The organism is Bradyrhizobium sp. Ash2021 (assembly GCF_031202265.1).
Taxonomy (GTDB): Bacteria; Pseudomonadota; Alphaproteobacteria; order Rhizobiales; family Xanthobacteraceae; genus Bradyrhizobium.
Genome location: NZ_CP100604.1, coordinates 6,176,967 through 6,193,895 on the forward strand (window position 1 = coordinate 6,176,967; position 16,929 = coordinate 6,193,895).

Genomic DNA, 16,929 nt, shown 5'->3' on the forward strand with positions numbered 1-16,929 from the left:
GGCGGCCGAGTGAACGCGCGCCCAGCCGTATCAACGCAAGCCTCGCACGCGCTGGGCGCAGCCTTCATCTTCAAGAAGGCGCTGATCAGCGCGCTGGTCGCGCTGGTGTTGTTTTCGCTGATGATCGGCGTCCGCACCGAAGCAGGCCCGACCGGTCAGCTGATTTACTGGACCCGGTTCGGTGATCTCGCCGCCATGGTCGCAACCGTGTTCGGCGGCAGCATCGTCGTCGAATTGCTGCGGCAATGGTGGGGGCCGGTCGGCACCATCAGGGTGGTTCCGACCAATGTAAGGAGCGCCCTTGCGCTCGCGCGGCGCGGCATCGCGCCGGTGCTGCTGATCTTCACCTTTCTGGTGCCCGTCATCTTCTACGATCAGCGCTACATTCTCGACCTCGGTATCCTCGTGCTCACTTACGTGATGCTCGGATGGGGCCTCAACGTGGTGGTCGGCCTCGCCGGCCTGCTCGACCTCGGCTATGTCGCGTTCTATGCGGTTGGCGCCTATTCCTACGCGCTGCTGGCGACCAATTTCGGGCTGTCGTTCTGGATCTGCCTGCCGCTCGCCGGTATCCTCGCGGCACTGTGGGGCGTGATGCTGGGCTTCCCGGTCTTACGGCTGCGCGGCGACTATCTTGCCATCGTCACGCTGGCATTCGGCGAAATCATCCGGCTCGTCATCATCAACTGGCAGAGCCTGACCGGCGGACCGAACGGCGTTTCCGGCATTCCACGCCCGACCATGTTCGGCATTCCGCTCACCCCGGGCGACGATGGCCTGGCCGCGAAACTCGGCATCGAATTCTCGCCGACCCACCGCATCGTCTTCCTGTTCTATCTGATCCTGGCGCTGGCGCTGCTCACCAACTGGGTCACGATCCGGCTGCGACGTTTGCCGATCGGCCGCGCCTGGGAAGCATTGCGCGAGGACGAAGTGGCCTGCCGCGCGCTTGGCATCAACACCACGACGACCAAGCTGACGGCATTTGCGACGGGGGCGATGTTCGGCGGCTTCGCCGGCGCGTTCTTCGCCACGCGACAGGGTTTCATCAGCCCGGAATCCTTCACCTTCCAGGAATCGGCGCTGGTGCTCGCGATCGTGGTGCTGGGCGGCATGGGCTCGCAGCTCGGCGTGGCGCTGGCGGCGCTCGCGATGATCGGCGGCTTCGAGCTGTTCCGCGGGCTCGAACAGTTCCGCATGCTGGTATTCGGCATTGCGATGGTGCTGCTGATGATCTGGCGGCCGCGCGGGCTGATCGGCCATCGCGCGCCGACGGTTTTCCTGGAGCGCAGCCAGGCGATATCATCCGACCTCGTCAAGGAGGGACACGGATGAGCGGCGATCACATCCTGTCCGTCGACCGGCTGTCGATGCGCTTCGGCGGCATCGTCGCCGTCAACAATCTCTCGTTCGGCGCCGAGCGGCGCAAGATCACCGCGCTGATCGGGCCGAACGGCGCCGGCAAGACCACCGTGTTCAACTGCATCACCGGTTTCTACAAGCCGACATCGGGCACTATGCAGCTCACGCATGATGACGGCCGCGCCATCCGGCTCGAGCGACTGAACGATTTCCGGATTTCCAAACAGGCCAAGGTCGCACGCACCTTCCAGAATATCCGGCTGTTTCCCGGCATGACGGCGCTGGAAAACCTGATGGTGGCGCAGCACAACGCGCTGATGCGCGCCTCCGGCCTGACCTTTCTCGGGCTGATCGGCGCGCCGTCGTGGCGCAGCGCCGAGCAACACGCGATCGATCTGGCGCGAACCTGGTTGCAGCGCGTCGGATTGCTCGACCGCGCCGACGAGGCCGCCGGCAATCTGCCCTATGGCGATCAGCGCCGCCTCGAAATCGCGCGCGCGATGTGCACCGAGCCGGCGCTGCTCTGCCTCGATGAACCGGCCGCCGGGCTGAACGCACGCGAGAGCGCCGCACTGAGCGAACTATTGCTCTCGATCCGCGCCGGCCAGGGCACCTCGATCCTGCTGATCGAGCATGACATGTCAGTGGTGATGGAGATTTCCGACCACGTCGTGGTGATGGATTACGGCGTCAAGATCGCCGAAGGCACCCCGCAGCAAGTGCGCGACGATCCCAAGGTGATCGCGGCCTATCTCGGCACCGACGAAGAGGAAGCGATCGCCGTGATGGAGAGCGGCACGTGACCGCGCCGTCCACAACGCCCCTGCTCGCGATCCGCGGCCTCCACGCCGCCTACGGCAAGATCGAGGCGTTGAAGGGCGTCGATATCGAGATCAATGCCGGCGAGATCGTCGCCTTGATCGGCGCCAACGGTGCCGGCAAATCGACGCTAATGATGACGATCTTCGGCAAGCCGCGTGCCCGCTCGGGCCAGATCGAGTTCGACGGCCACGACATCACCGGTGTGCCGACGCACCAGATCGCACGGCTGCGCATCGCGCAGTCGCCCGAAGGCCGGCGTATCTTTCCGCGCATGAGTGTCGCGGAAAACCTGCAGATGGGCGCCGACGCGACCGAGTCCAGCGAGGCCGATCGCGCGGCCGGCCTGGAGCGCGTCCTGACGCTGTTCCCGCGGCTCAAGGAGCGCATGACCCAGCGCGGCGGCACGCTGTCCGGCGGCGAGCAGCAGATGCTGGCGATCGGCCGCGCCTTGATGAGCCGCCCTCGCCTGTTGATGCTGGACGAACCGTCGCTCGGCCTCGCGCCCCTGATCGCGCGGCAGATTTTCGACGCGATCCGGACCTTGAACCGGCAGGACGGCCTCACCGTGCTGATAGTCGAGCAGAACGCCAACCACGCGCTGAAACTGGCCCATCGCGGCTATGTGATGGTCAACGGCCTGATCACGCTGTCGGGGACCGGCAGCGAACTGCTGCAGCGCCCGGAGATTCGCGCCGCCTACCTGGAAGGCGGGCGCCGGGGCTAGCCCCGCTCCCTCCGTCATCCCGCCGCGAAAACTGCGGCAGGATGCGGCGAACGGCGCGTGGATTTGCCCGAAAATTGCCGATGACTTCGCGGCGAAATCAGTCGACAATGGACCGGATTGTCGTACCCGGCGCGCCCGGGTATTTCCCGAAAGCGACCTACCCGCGAGGATCCCTCATGAAATCACTGAAACTCATCGGCCTGGCATTGGGCGCATCGTTTGCGCTGTCGGCAAGTGCGCTCGCGCAGGATATCACCATCGCGGTGGCCGGCCCGATGACGGGCGGCGAATCCGCGTTCGGCCGCCAGATGAAGAACGGTGCCGAACAGGCGGTCGCCGATCTCAACGCCGCCGGCGGCGTGACCGGCAAGAAACTGGTGCTGGATGTCGAGGACGATGCCTGCGATCCGAAACAGGCGCGCTCGGTGGCGGAAAAGATCGCCAGCGCGAAAATCCCGTTCGTCGCCGGCCACTATTGCTCCTCGTCGTCGATCCCGGCCTCGGAAGCCTACGCCGACGGCAACGTGCTGCAGATTACCCCGGCCTCGACCAACCCGCTGTACACCGAACGCAAGCTGTGGAACGTGGCACGGGTCTGCGGCCGCGACGACCAGCAGGGCCTGGTCGCTGCCGACTTCATCGCGAAAAACTACAAGGGCAAGAACATCGCGATCCTCAACGACAAGACCACCTACGGCAAAGGCCTGGCCGACGAAACCAAGAAGGCGCTCAACAAGGCCGGCGTCACCGAAAAGATGTTCGAGTCCTATAACAAGGGCGACAAGGATTTTAACGCCATCGTCTCCCGCCTGAAGCGCGACAACATCGATCTGGTCTATGTCGGCGGCTACCATCAGGAATCCGGATTGATCCTGCGCCAGATGCGCGACCAGGGCCTGAAGACCGTCCTGATGGCCGGCGACGCGCTGGCCGACAAGGAGTTCGCCTCGATCACCGGCCCTGCCGGCGAAGGCACGCTGTTCACCTTCGGTCCCGACCCGCGCAAAAAGCCGACCGCCAAGGCCATCGTCGAGAAGTTCAAGGCCAACAATGTCGATCCCGAAGGCTACACGCTCTACACCTATGCAGCACTGCAGGTCTGGTCGCAGGCGGTGGCGAAGGCCGGCACCACCGACCCGAAGAAGGTGATGGACACGATCAAGGCCGGCGCGTGGGATACCGTGATCGGCAAGCTGGAGTTCGACGCCAAGGGCGACATCAAGCAGCTCGATTATGTTGTCTACAAATGGGACGCCAAGGGCGGCTACACCGAGATCAACTCGAAGGGTTCCTGACGTCACCGGATCAATTCTTGACGCCAAACGCCCCGGCTTGCCGGGGCGTTTTTGTTTTGGGCGTTCCCAGGGAACCCGGAAGGGAACCCATGGGAACCCTCGGTGCCGACAGGATTTTTACCGACCCCAGGGAACCAACGATTCGTCCGCGACTTGGGTCAGTTGGGCTGAGTTCGCCGGAACGCCTCCTTTGGCGGTTCCGGTCGCTGCCGTCTGACGTGAGAGAAGCAGCCGCGTGCATAACGCACGCGACTCAGATTTTCTCTCGTACATGCTTGGGGGAATGCAATGAGCGACCTCGATCCGGCAGCACCGTCGAACCTTCGCCCTATCTCAAAGCGAAAATCAGAGGCCAACGGGAAACCGGACTCGCTGCAGGATCTGCTGCACGCGCTGCAGGCGATGCGAGCCGGCGATTTTTCGGTGCGGATGACCGGGGACCATCTCGGGATCGAAGGCAAGATCGCCGACACTTTTAATGAAATCGTCGCCGCCAATCAGCGCATGGCGCAGCAGCTCGAACGGGTCGGCCAGGTCGTCGGCCGCGAAGGCAAAACCCGCCAGCGCGTCAAATTCGATCTGTCGAGCGGTTCGTGGGCGGACATGGAAGGATCAGTCAACACGCTGATCGACGATCTGTTGTGGCCGACGCGCGAGGTGACCCGCGCGGTTGCCGCCGTTGCGCAGGGCGATCTGTTGCAGACCGTGCAACTGGATGTCGATGGCCGCCCGCTGGGCGGCGAATTTTTGCAGTCGGCCAATATCGTCAACACCATGATCAAGCAGCTCAGCGTGTTCACCTCGGAGGTGACGCGCGTCGCCCGCGAAGTCGGCACCGAGGGCAAGCTCGGCGGCCAGGCGCAGGTGCCCGAAGTGACCGGCGTCTGGAAGGATTTGACCGAAAGCGTGAACTCGATGGCCAACAACCTGACCGGCCAGGTTCGCAACATTGCCGAGGTCACCATCGCAGTCGCCAACGGCGATTTGTCCAAGAAGATCACCGTCGACGTGCGCGGCGAGATTTTGCAGTTGAAGGAGGCCATCAATACGATGGTGGACCAACTGCGCTCGTTCGCCTCCGAAGTCACCCGCGTCGCCCGCGAAGTCGGCACCGACGGCAAGCTCGGCGGCCAGGCGATCGTGCCCGGCGTCGCCGGCACCTGGAAGGATCTCACCGACTCCGTTAACGCGATGTGCGGCAACCTGACCGCCCAGGTTCGCAACATCGCCAACGTGACCACGGCGGTTGCGCGCGGCGACCTTTCGCGGAAAATCACCGTCGACGTCCGCGGCGAAATCCTGGAATTGAAGGACACCATCAACACGATGGTGGACCAGCTCAATTCATTTGCCTCCGAAGTGACGCGCGTCGCGCGCGAGGTCGGCACCGAAGGCAAATTGGGCGGCCAGGCGCAGGTGCCCGGCGTCGCCGGCACCTGGAAAGACCTGACCGACAACGTCAACTTCATGGCGTCCAACCTGACCGCGCAGGTCCGCAACATCGCCGACGTCGCCACCGCGATCGCCGGCGGCGACCTTTCCAAGAAGATCACGGTGAACGTGTCGGGCGAAATCCTTCAATTGAAGGAAACGCTCAACACCATGGTCGACCAGCTCAACGCCTTCGCCGGTGAAGTGACGCGCGTGGCGCGCGAGGTCGGCACCGAGGGCCGGCTCGGCGGCCAGGCCAACGTGCTCGGCGTCGCCGGCACCTGGAAGGATCTGACCGAGAGCGTCAACTCGATGGCGAGCAATTTGACCGCGCAGGTCCGCAACATCGCCGAGGTCACGACCGCGGTCGCCAATGGCGATTTGTCGAAGAAGATCACCGTCGACGTGCGCGGCGAGATTCTGGAGCTGAAAGACACCATCAATACCATGGTCGACCAGCTCAACGCCTTCGCCGGCGAGGTGACGCGCGTCGCCCGCGAAGTCGGTACCGAAGGCAAGCTCGGCGGCCAGGCCCTGGTGCGCGGCGTCGCCGGCACCTGGAAGGATCTGACCGATAGCGTGAACTCGATGGCGAGCAATCTGACCGGCCAGGTCCGGAACATCGCCGAAGTCGCGACCGCCGTCGCCAAGGGCGACCTGTCGAAGAAGATCACCGTGAACGTATCCGGCGAAATCCTTCAGTTGAAGGAAACGCTCAATACCATGGTGGATCAGCTCAACGCCTTTGCCAGCGAGGTGACGCGCGTCGCGCGCGAAGTCGGTACCGACGGCAAACTCGGCGGCCAGGCTCAGGTGACGGGCGTCGCCGGCACCTGGAAAGATTTGACCGACAGCGTGAACTCGATGGCCGGCAATCTGACAGCTCAGGTCCGCAACATCGCCGAAGTCGCGACCGCAATCGCCGGCGGCGACCTGTCGCGCAAGATCACGGTCGACGTCCGCGGCGAAATCCTGCAGTTGAAGGAAACGCTGAACACGATGGTGGACCAGCTCAACCGCTTTGCGGGCGAGGTCACGCGCGTGGCCCGCGAGGTCGGCACCGAGGGACGACTCGGCGGACAGGCCAACGTGCCCGGCGTCGCCGGCACCTGGAAGGATCTGACCGACAGCGTCAACTCGATGGCCGGCAATTTGACGGCCCAGGTCCGCAACATTGCCGAAGTCACGACCGCCGTGGCGCGCGGCGACCTTTCGCGCAAGATCACCGTCGACGTCAAAGGTGAAATTCTCGAGCTGAAGAACACCATCAACACGATGGTGGACCAGCTTAATGCGTTTGCCTCCGAAGTCACGCGCGTGGCGCGCGAGGTCGGCACCGAAGGCAAGCTCGGCGGCCAGGCCGAAGTGCCCGAGGTCGCCGGCACCTGGAAGGATCTCACCGACAACGTCAACTTCATGGCGTCCAACCTGACCGCGCAGGTCCGCAACATCGCCGAGGTCGCCACCGCGATCGCCGGCGGCGACCTGTCGAAGAAGATCACGGTCGACGTCCGCGGCGAGATTCTGCTGCTCAAGGACACCTTGAACACGATGGTCGAGCAGCTGCGTTCCTTCGCCGCCGAAGTGACGCGCGTGGCGCGCGAAGTCGGCACCGAGGGACGGCTCGGCGGCCAGGCCGTGGTGCCCGGCGTCGGCGGCACCTGGAAGGATCTCACCGACAACGTCAACCTGCTCGCCGCCAATCTGACCACGCAAGTCCGCAACATCGCCGAAGTCACCACGGCGGTGGCGCGCGGCGACCTGTCGCGAAAGATCACGGTCGACGTCAAGGGCGAAATCCTCGAACTCAAAAACACCATCAACACGATGGTCGATCAGCTCAACGCCTTCGCCGGTGAAGTGACGCGCGTCGCGCGCGAGGTCGGCACCGAGGGCAAGCTGGGCGGACAGGCGCAGGTTCCCGGCGTCGCCGGCACCTGGAAGGACCTCACCGATACCGTGAACTTCATGGCCGCCAATTTGACCGAGCAGGTGCGCGGCATCGTCAAGGTCGTGACCGCCGTCGCCAACGGCGATTTGAAGCAGGACCTGACGGTGAAATCGAAGGGAGAAGTCGCAGCCCTTGCCGATACCATCAATAACATGACCGAGACGCTGGCGACGTTCGCCGATCAGGTCACCAGCGTGGCGCGCGAAGTCGGCGTCGAAGGCCGGCTCGGCGGCCAGGCCAACGTGCCCGGCGCCGCCGGCACCTGGAAGGATCTCACCGGCAACGTCAATTTGCTGGCCGCCAATCTGACCTCGCAGGTGCGCGCGATCGCGGAAGTGGCGACCGCGGTCACCAAGGGCGACCTCACCCGTTCGATCCAGGTCGATGCCCGCGGCGAAGTCGCCGAACTCAAAGACAACATCAACACCATGATCGGCAATCTCCGCCTGACCACGGACGTCAACTCGGAACAGGACTGGCTGAAAACCAATCTGGCCAAATTCACCAACATGCTGCAGGGCCAGCGCGACCTGACCACCGTGGGCCGGTTGCTGCTGACCGAACTGACCCCGCTGGTCAATGCGCATATGGGCGTCATTTACCAGGTCGAGAATGAAGACAATCCGCAACTGCGGCTGCTGTCGGCCTATGCCGGCGACGGCGCCAATCCTCATCCGCTATTCGTACAATTTGGCGACGGCCTGATCGGGCAATGCGCGATGGACAAGCGACAGCGGCTGGTGTCGGACATTCCGAGCGACGCCGTTCCGATCAATTCAGCGCTGTTGCGGGTGATACCGAAAAATATCGTCGTGCTGCCTGTGCTGTTCGAAAACCAGGTCAAGGCCGTCATCGAGCTGTCTTCCGTCAGTTCGTTCACGACCTCGCAGATGACCTTCCTCGAGCAGCTCACCGACTCGATCGGCATCGTGCTCAACAGCATCGAGGCCACGATGCAGACCGAAGGCCTGCTGAAGCAATCGCAACAGCTCGCCGGCGAATTGCAGACGCAGCAGAAGGAATTGCAGCAGACCAACGAGCAGCTCGAGCAAAAGGCCCAGCAGCTTGCCGAGCGAAACGTCGAAGTGGAAAGAAAGAACCAGGAAATCGAGCAGGCGCGCCGCGCGCTCGAGGAAAAGGCCACCGAACTTTCGCTGACGTCGAAATACAAATCGGAATTCCTCGCCAACATGTCGCACGAGCTGCGGACGCCGCTCAACAGCATCCTGATCCTCGGCCAGCAGCTCACCGAAAATCCGGACGGCAACCTCTCCGCCAAGCAGGTCGAATTCGCGCGCACCATTCATGGCGCCGGCACCGACCTGTTGAATTTGATCAGCGATATTCTCGACCTCTCCAAGATCGAGTCCGGAACGGTGACGGTCGACGCCGAGGAAATCCTCACCGCCAACCTGCTGGAAACCGTGGGACGGCCGTTCCGCCACGAAGCGGAAAACCGTCAACTGTCGTTCAACGTCGATCTCGACCCCACTCTGGGTCGAAGCATCATTACCGACTCGAAGCGCCTGCAGCAGGTGCTGAAGAACCTGCTGTCGAACGCCTTCAAGTTCACCGCCGAAGGCGGGGTTCGCTTGAGCGTTTCCGCCGCCCTCGGCGGCTGGAGCGCCGAGCATCCGATTCTGAATCATTCGCCCGCCGTCATCGCGTTCGAGGTGTCGGACACCGGCATCGGCATTCCGCTCGACAAGCAAAAGCTGATCTTCGAGGCGTTTCAGCAGGCCGACGCCGGCACCAGCCGGAAATATGGCGGCACCGGCTTGGGCCTCGCCATCAGCCGCGAGCTGGCGACCCTGCTCGGTGGTGAAATTCATCTGAGGAGCACGCCCGGCAAGGGCAGCACCTTCGTGCTCTATCTGCCGCTGAAATATTCCGGCCCGACGGTCGCACCGCGCGTCCCTGCCTCGCCGCCCTACGCGGCCGTGCCGGCGCTGCAGGCCGCGACGCAGGAGCGGATCATCGAACAGCTGCCGGATGACCGGCTCAATCTCGAGCCCGGAGACACCATCCTGTTGATCGTCGAGGATGACCCGCATTACGCGCGCGTGCTGGTCGACCTCGCCCGCGACAAGGGATTCAAGGTGCTGGTTGCCGCCCACGGCGCCGAGGCGCTGGAACTGGCAAAACAGTTCCAGCCGTCGGCGGTGTCGCTCGACGTCTTCCTGCCGGACATGCTGGGCTGGACGGTGCTGAGCCAGCTCAAGCACAACCCCCTCACCCGGCATATTCCGGTGCAGATCATCACGCTCGACGAGGACCGCCAGCATGCGCTGGCGCGCGGGGCGTTTTCCTTCGTCAACAAGCCGACCACGACCGAAGGCGTCAGCGCTGCGCTGTCGCAGATCAAGGAATATGCCAAGCCGCGCCGTAAACGCCTGCTGATCGTGGAGGACAATGCCGCCGAGCAAATGAGCATCAAGGAACTGCTCGATCACAACGATATCGAGATCGTGACCACCGATACCGGCGAAGGCGCGCTTTCCACCCTGCGCGACAGTCCGTGCGACTGCGTCGTGCTGGATTTGCGGCTACCCGACATGAGTGGCTTCGAGGTGCTCGACCGGATCCGCAACGACGACCAATTGTCGAACGTGCCGGTGGTGGTGTTCACGGGGCGGGAACTGTCGGTCGAGGAAGACGCCGAACTGCACACGATGGCGCGAAGCATCGTGGTCAAAGGCGTGGAATCGCCGGAACGCCTGCTCGACGAAACGTCACTGTTTCTTCACCGCGTGATCACGGAATTGCCAATCGAAAAGCAGCGAATGCTCGAAAAGCTCAACAGTTCCGACGAGGACCTGGTCGGCCGGACCGCGTTGCTCGTGGACGACGATGCCCGCAACATCTTTGCACTGAGCAGCGTGCTGGAACGGCGCGGCATGAAGGTCCTGACCGCGACCACCGGCAGCGAGGCGGTTGCGCTTGTCGAGTCTAACCCCCAGATCGCCGTCGTGCTGATGGATATCATGATGCCCCAGATGGACGGCTACCAAACCATTGGGGTGATCCGCCAGAACCCGGCGCTTCGCCGGCTCCCGATTATCGCGCTGACGGCCAAGGCCATGAAGGGCGATCGCGAAAAATGTCTCGAGGCCGGCGCGTCGGATTATCTGGCCAAGCCGGTCAACACCGAGCAGTTGCTGCTTGCCATCCGTATGTGGCTACACCGTTGACCGGCGTTCAAATGATGGACCACGAGAAAGTCAATATTCTTCTGGTTGACGATCAGCCGGCAAAACTGCTGGCCTATGAAGTCATCCTCAAGGAGCTCGGCGAGAATCTGGTCGTCGCCGCATCCGGCAGGGAGGCGCTGGAATATCTGCTCAAGAACGAAGTCGCAGTGATCCTGGTCGATGTCTGCATGCCGGAACTCGACGGCTTCGAGCTCGCCGCGATGATCCGCGACCATCCGCGTTTCCAGAAGACGGCGATGATCTTCATTTCGGCCATTCAGGTCAGCGATCTCGACCGGCTGCGCGGCTACGAGATGGGCGCCGTCGACTATGTTCCGGTACCGGTCGTCCCGGAAGTGTTGCGCGCCAAGATCAAGGTATTTGCCGAGCTGTACCGCAAGACCCGGCAGCTGGAGCGGCTGAATGCCGAACTCGAGGATCGCGTGCGGGCGCGAACCGCCGAGCTGGAGGAATCGCACGCCCGGCTCCTGGAAAGCGAGCAACGCCGCAGTCTCGCGATCGCCGCCGGCAAAATGGGATCCTGGGACTGGGACTGGGTCAATGGCGACTGGATGTGGGACGAGGGCCAATACCAGATTCTCGGCGTCGATTCGAAAACCTTCGTGGTGACGCCTTCCAAGATACAGGCGTTGCTGCATCCGGAGGACATCGGCGAACTGCGCAAGGCATTGGCGCACTTCGCCAAGGGTGCAAAATCATACGAAGCCGAGTTTCGCGTTATCCGCCCCAATGGCGAGATACGCTGGTGCGTCGGCACCGCCGCCGCCACCCTCGACAAAGCGGGCCGCGTGGTGCGCGTCAGCGGTGTCACGGTCGACATCACCGAGCGCAAGCATGCCGAGGAACGCCAGAACCTGCTCGCCCGGGAGGTCGATCATCGCGCCAAGAATGCCCTGGCGCTGGCCCAATCCATCGTCCGGCTGACCCGAGGCGAAAACGTCAAGGCCTATATCCGCTCGGTGGAAGGGCGGATCAATGCGCTGGCGCGAGTGCATACGGTGCTGTCGCTATCGAGCTGGCAGGGCGCGGAAATGCGACGGCTGATCGGCGAAGAGCTCGCGCCCTATGCGGTGGGCGATCAAATCGTATTGTCCGGTTCGGAGCTGCAGCTGCAGCCTGCCACCGCGCAGACGCTGGCGTTGGCCTTGCACGAGCTCGTCACCAATTCGGCCAAGTACGGCGCGCTGTCGACGCTGTCGGGCCGGCTCTCCCTCAGATGGGAGAACGAGCACGGCCTGCTGCGGTTGTTCTGGGAAGAGACCGGCGGGCCTCCGGTTCAGGAGCCGACAACGCGGGGCTTCGGCACCCGGACCGTGATCGCCAGCATCGAGTCGCAACTCGGCGGCGAGGCCAGGTTCGACTGGCGCCGCGAGGGCCTGCTGTGCCGTCTTTCGGTTCCGTTGCCGCCTGCGCTGGCGCGGCCGGATTCAGGCGTGCATCAAGGCGGCATCATCGAAAAAAATAATCCCGGGCGCACCGTGCGATCGGCCGACGCGTAAGCCCGATCAGAGCACAGCCCCGCCGGCAACTTCGGTCTCGCGATCATGCGACGGCCGAAACCCAAGGACCGCCTCGATCGCACGCATCAGTTCGATCGGGCGAAACGGCTTTTGCAGACACGCGACATTCGAAAGCTCGGGGGATTCGGCCAGGAAGTCGAGCGCGGTCATTCCCGATATGGCGACAACGGGCAAGTTGGGCACGCGCTCGCGCATGGTCCGGATAAGGTCGAACCCGTTGGTGCCCTGCAGGAAGATATCGACGATGGCGAGATCGAAACTGGAATCCGCGAACGCCTGCAATGCAGCCGCGGCGCTGGCAGCCTCGACGATTTCGAAACGGTTGACACGCAGCACGATGGAGATCATCGCGCGCACATTGGATTGGTCATCGACAACGAGAACGCGGGGCATGAATGGCATCCAGAATCGATCGTCCCGCACCCTATGGTGAAAATCCCGGATTTAGCGCATTGAAGCGGCATTATTCGACCTTTCGGTAAAGACGCCGTTACTCCGCAATGGGCTTTCCGCTGCTATGCCGATTGGATAGTATGTAACCTTGAGTTGATTCTGGGATACGCAGCGGCCGCATGCGATTGCGCATGGCGCTTGGCTGATTCCGGCTGCGATATCATGCCTGTGCCCAGGCAGAGCAGCATTGCCCCCGGTCGATATCAGCATATCGGCTAGATTTCGCGCTCTGGCGGGTGCTCTATGGTGCGGGCTTGATTTGGACCCTTTTGGTGCATCGATGCCAGCCTGCAGGAGATCATGAGTGCCGACTGGTGACGACCGCAGCATCTTCCTGTCGACCTTGCCCGCCACCAACTGCGACCGCACGATGGCTCTCGCCGTCATCGTGGTCTCGTCGATTCTGTTCGCATGTGCCGCGACTTACTCCACTGTGCCGCTCACCCCGATTCCGGCGTTCATTGCGAGTTACCAGTCCGCGCTTGCCATCAACGATCTGATCACGGCCATCCTGCTGTTTTCGCAATTCAGCCTGTTGCGGTCGCGCGCTCTGCTGCTGCTGGCGAGCGGATATTTGTTCACCATGGCCGCGGCGATCGTCCATGCCCTGACTTTTCCCGGCGTGTTTGCCCCGGCCGGGCTTCTCAATGCCGGTCCGCAGACCACCGCTTGGCTGTACCAGATCTGGCACGGCGTATTTCCGCTTGTCGTCCTCGGTTATGCGCTGCTGAAAGACAAAGATGGCGGCGCCAAAATACGGGGATCCGCACGGAGGGCGATGCTTTCGAGCGCCATCGCCGTCGGCGGCGTGTTGTCGGTCGCAGTCTGGATCGTCACCGCCAAACACGACCTGCTGCCGACGCTGTTGAGCGACGGCCATTTTACGTCCTACCTGACCGCCGCCATATCGACGGAACTGTTGCTCAGCCTGGCGGCGCTGCTGACCTTGTGGTTTCGGCGGCAACATTCCGTGCTCGACATCTGGCTGATGGCCGTGATGTGCGCCTGGCTGTTCGACGTCGCTCTGTCCGGAATTTTCAGTGCCGCCAGATTCGATCTCGCCTTTTACGCCGGCCGGTTCTATGGCCTGTGCGCAGCGAGTTTCATTCTCGCCGTCTTGCTGATCGACAACGTCGCCCTGCAAGCCCAGTTGTCCCGCCTGCTCGATACGCTCCGGCTTCAGGCCGCCTCCGAAAGGCAGTATCATACCGAACGCGAGCGGTTGTTGAGCGCGGTCGTGGAATCATCCAACGACGCCATCATCACCAAGGCGCTCGACGGCAAGATCACCAGCTGGAACAGGGCCGCCGAGCAACTGTTTGGATATTCGGCTCAGGAAGCGGTCGGCAGACCCGTTGATATCATCGTCCCGCCCGACCGGCGCGCCGAGGTCCACAATATCCTCGACCGGGTCGGCCGCGGCGAAAGGATCGAACATTACGAAACCTCGCGCGTGCGCAAGGACGGTCGCAGCCTGGATGTTTCGCTGAGCGTCTCGCCGATCCGATCGGCGTCGGGCGAGATTGTCGGCGCCTCCAAATCCGCGCGCGACATTACCGAGAGCAAGCGGACGGAAAAGGCACTCAATCAGGAGATCGAAGAGCGGCGGCGCATCTTCGACACCTCGCATGATCTCATTCTGGTGACGGATACCAAGGGCAATTTCATTCAGGTCAGCCCGAGCGTCACTTCCATCCTCGGTTACGCACCCGCGGATATGGTGGGACACAGCGCGGTCGAATTCATCCACCCGGACGATCTCGAGAATACGCGCAACGAGATGCGGGCGGCGCGCCGGGGCCAGAACAAGCGCAACTTCGAGACGCGCTATATCGGCAAGGACGGCAAGACCGTGGCGCTGAACTGGACCGGAACATGGTCGGAGCCGGTCAGGCGTCATTTTTTCATTGGCCGCGATCTGACGGAAAAGCAGGCCGCGGACGCGCATATCCGCCAGGTGCAGAAGATGGACGCGATCGGCCAGCTGACCGGCGGCGTCGCGCATGATTTCAACAACATTCTGACGGTCATCACCGGCACCATCGGGATTTTGGAAGAGGCGGTCGCCAGCCAGCCCGAACTCGTGGCCATTGCCAAGCTGATCGACGAGGCCGCAGAACGGGGCGCCAGCCTGACCAAGCATCTGCTCGCCTTCGCCCGGAAGCAGCCGCTGCAGCCGGTTGAGGTCGACGTCAACGGCTTGATGCTCGAAGCCGCGAAGCTGCTGCATCCGACGCTGGGCGAGCATATCGTAATCATGCCCCTGCTCGCGGAAGACGCATGGACGGCGCTGGTCGATCCGAACCAGCTCACCACGGCAATCCTGAACCTTGCCCTGAACGCGCGCGACGCCATGCCCGATGGCGGCAAGCTCACGCTCGAGAGCCGCAACGTCTTTCTCGACGACGCCTATGCGAGCATGCATAGCGAGGTGACGGTAGGCCACTACGTCATGATTGCCGTCAGCGACAGCGGCACGGGAATTCCCGCAGCAATGCTCGAGCGGGTGTTCGAACCCTTCTTCACCACCAAGGAGGTCGGCAAGGGCACCGGCCTCGGTCTCAGCATGGTGTTCGGCTTCATCAAACAGTCAGGCGGGCATATCAAGATCTACAGCGAGGAAGGCCACGGCACCTCGATCAAGATGTATCTGCCGCGGGCGACGGGGTTGAGCCAGACCGCCACAGAAGTGCGGATGTCGGCGAACGTCGAGGGAGGCAACGAAACCGTCCTCGTCGTCGAGGACGATGAACTGGTGCGCAAATATGTCATCACCCAGATCAAAAGCCTCGGCTATACCACGTTCGAGGCGGCCAACGCGGCCGAAGCTCTCAATGTCATCGATACCGCCGCGACCGTCGATCTGCTGTTCACCGACGTCATCATGCCCGGCATCATGAACGGCCGCCAACTGGTCGACGTCGCGCGGCAGCGGCGGCCTTCGCTGAAAGTCCTGTACACGTCGGGATATACCGAGAACGCCATCGTCCATCATGGCCGCCTCGACACCGGCGTGCTGCTGCTTGCCAAGCCCTATCGCAAATCCGAACTGGCCAGCATGCTCCGAATGGCGCTTGGCAATTGAAGCAATCCTTGCGACTGATATATTTGTGATCACGACCAGACATCGACGGCCCGAATGCGGGCCTGACGGACCGGCTGCTTGAAAAATCTCCTCACCGACATATCCGGCGTCCGCGTCGGTCACGCCGACGACGCAGCACTTGCGTCCGGCGTTACCGCCGTGATCTTCGACAAACCCGCGGTGGCATCGATCGACGTCCGCGGCGGCGGGCCAGGCACCCGCGAGGCAACCGTGCTCGACCTTCAGAGCACAGTCGAAGCGATCGACGGCATCGCGCTCTCCGGCGGCTCGGCGCTCGGACTGGATGCCGCCGGCGGCGTGCAGGCCTGGCTCGCCGAACAGGGGCGCGGCTTGCGCGTACGTGGCGCAGTCATTCCGATCGTTCCGGGCGCGATCTGCTTCGATCTCCTGAACGGCGGCAACAAGGCGTGGGGACGCTTCCCGCCCTATCGCGATCTCGGTTACGCCGCAGCTGGTGCCGCAGCGGAGAACTTCGCGCTCGGCAGCGCCGGCGCCGGCCTCGGCGCGACCACGGCCAATTTCAAGGGCGGCCTCGGTTCCGCTTCCTCGCAGACCGAAGGCGGCGTGAAGGTCGCCGCACTCGCGGTGGTCAATGCCGTCGGCAGCGTGACGGTCGGCGACGGGCCATGGTTCTGGGCGGCGCCGTTCGAAATCGGCGGCGAATTCGGCGGACGCGGCCTGCCGCCGTCGTTCGATCCGGACATGTTGAGGGCGCGGCTCAAGGGCGGCCCGGAGGCCACCTCTGCGGAAAACACCACATTGGCCGTCGTCGTCACCGACGCCTTGCTGACGAAGCCGCAGGCCAAGCGGCTTGCGATGATCGCGCAGACCGGCATGGCGCGCGCCATCTATCCCGTTCATGCGCCGCTCGATGGCGACGTGGTGTTTGCAGCCGCGACCGGCGAAAAACCGATCGATCCGCTGTTCGGTCTCACCGAACTCGGCATGGTGGCGGCCAATGTGCTCGCCCGCGCGATCGCGCGCGGCGTCCATTCGGCGACCGCGCTGCCCTTTCCAGGCGCGCTGCCGGCGTGGAAGGATCGCTTCGGCTAA

At 63.3% G+C, this 16,929-nt stretch carries 9 protein-coding genes; 8 read left to right on the plus strand and 1 reads right to left on the minus strand.

Going from position 1 to position 16,929, the window contains the following annotated elements:
- Positions 1-9: 9 nt before the first annotated feature.
- From livM to NL528_RS29945, 6 genes are all read left to right on the plus strand, one after another.
- On the plus strand, positions 10-1,335 hold the full coding sequence (livM, locus tag NL528_RS29920) for a high-affinity branched-chain amino acid ABC transporter permease LivM (RefSeq protein ID WP_309177965.1): 1,326 nt from the start codon (positions 10-12) through the stop codon (positions 1,333-1,335).
- Positions 1,332-2,165 carry an ABC transporter ATP-binding protein gene (locus NL528_RS29925; protein WP_309177966.1) on the plus strand — a complete coding sequence of 278 codons (834 nt, stop codon included), beginning with the start codon at positions 1,332-1,334 and terminating at the stop codon, positions 2,163-2,165. Before livM ends, NL528_RS29925 begins: the two co-directional genes overlap by 4 nt.
- Positions 2,162-2,908 (plus strand): ABC transporter ATP-binding protein, encoded by a 747-nt coding sequence (locus tag NL528_RS29930; protein ID WP_309177967.1) that lies wholly within the window; start codon positions 2,162-2,164, stop codon positions 2,906-2,908. Before NL528_RS29925 ends, NL528_RS29930 begins: the two co-directional genes overlap by 4 nt.
- 176 nt (positions 2,909-3,084) lie before the next feature.
- Positions 3,085-4,203 carry a branched-chain amino acid ABC transporter substrate-binding protein gene (locus tag NL528_RS29935; protein WP_309177968.1) on the plus strand — a complete coding sequence of 373 codons (1,119 nt, stop codon included), beginning with the start codon at positions 3,085-3,087 and terminating at the stop codon, positions 4,201-4,203.
- A gap of 288 nt (positions 4,204-4,491) precedes the next feature.
- Entirely contained in the window at positions 4,492-10,776 is a 6,285-nt protein-coding gene (locus NL528_RS29940) for a HAMP domain-containing protein (protein ID WP_309177969.1), read from the plus strand.
- 14 nt (positions 10,777-10,790) lie between these two features.
- Positions 10,791-12,296 (plus strand): HWE histidine kinase domain-containing protein, encoded by a 1,506-nt coding sequence (locus tag NL528_RS29945; RefSeq protein WP_309177970.1) that lies wholly within the window; start codon positions 10,791-10,793, stop codon positions 12,294-12,296.
- A 6-nt stretch (positions 12,297-12,302) separates the two neighbouring features.
- Here the strand turns inward: NL528_RS29945 and NL528_RS29950 are convergent, their stop codons facing one another.
- Positions 12,303-12,710 (minus strand): response regulator, encoded by a 408-nt coding sequence (locus NL528_RS29950; RefSeq protein ID WP_309177971.1) that lies wholly within the window; start codon positions 12,708-12,710, stop codon positions 12,303-12,305.
- A 430-nt stretch (positions 12,711-13,140) separates the two neighbouring features.
- On the opposite strand from NL528_RS29950, the gene NL528_RS29955 reads away from it, so the two are divergent.
- Together NL528_RS29955 and NL528_RS29960 are read left to right on the plus strand one after the other, a co-directional pair.
- Positions 13,141-15,855 carry a PAS domain S-box protein gene (locus NL528_RS29955; protein ID WP_309185067.1) on the plus strand — a complete coding sequence of 905 codons (2,715 nt, stop codon included), beginning with the start codon at positions 13,141-13,143 and terminating at the stop codon, positions 15,853-15,855.
- Positions 15,856-15,933: 78 nt separating this feature from the next.
- Complete coding sequence (locus tag NL528_RS29960) at positions 15,934-16,929, plus strand: P1 family peptidase (protein WP_309177972.1); 996 nt, start codon at positions 15,934-15,936, stop codon at positions 16,927-16,929.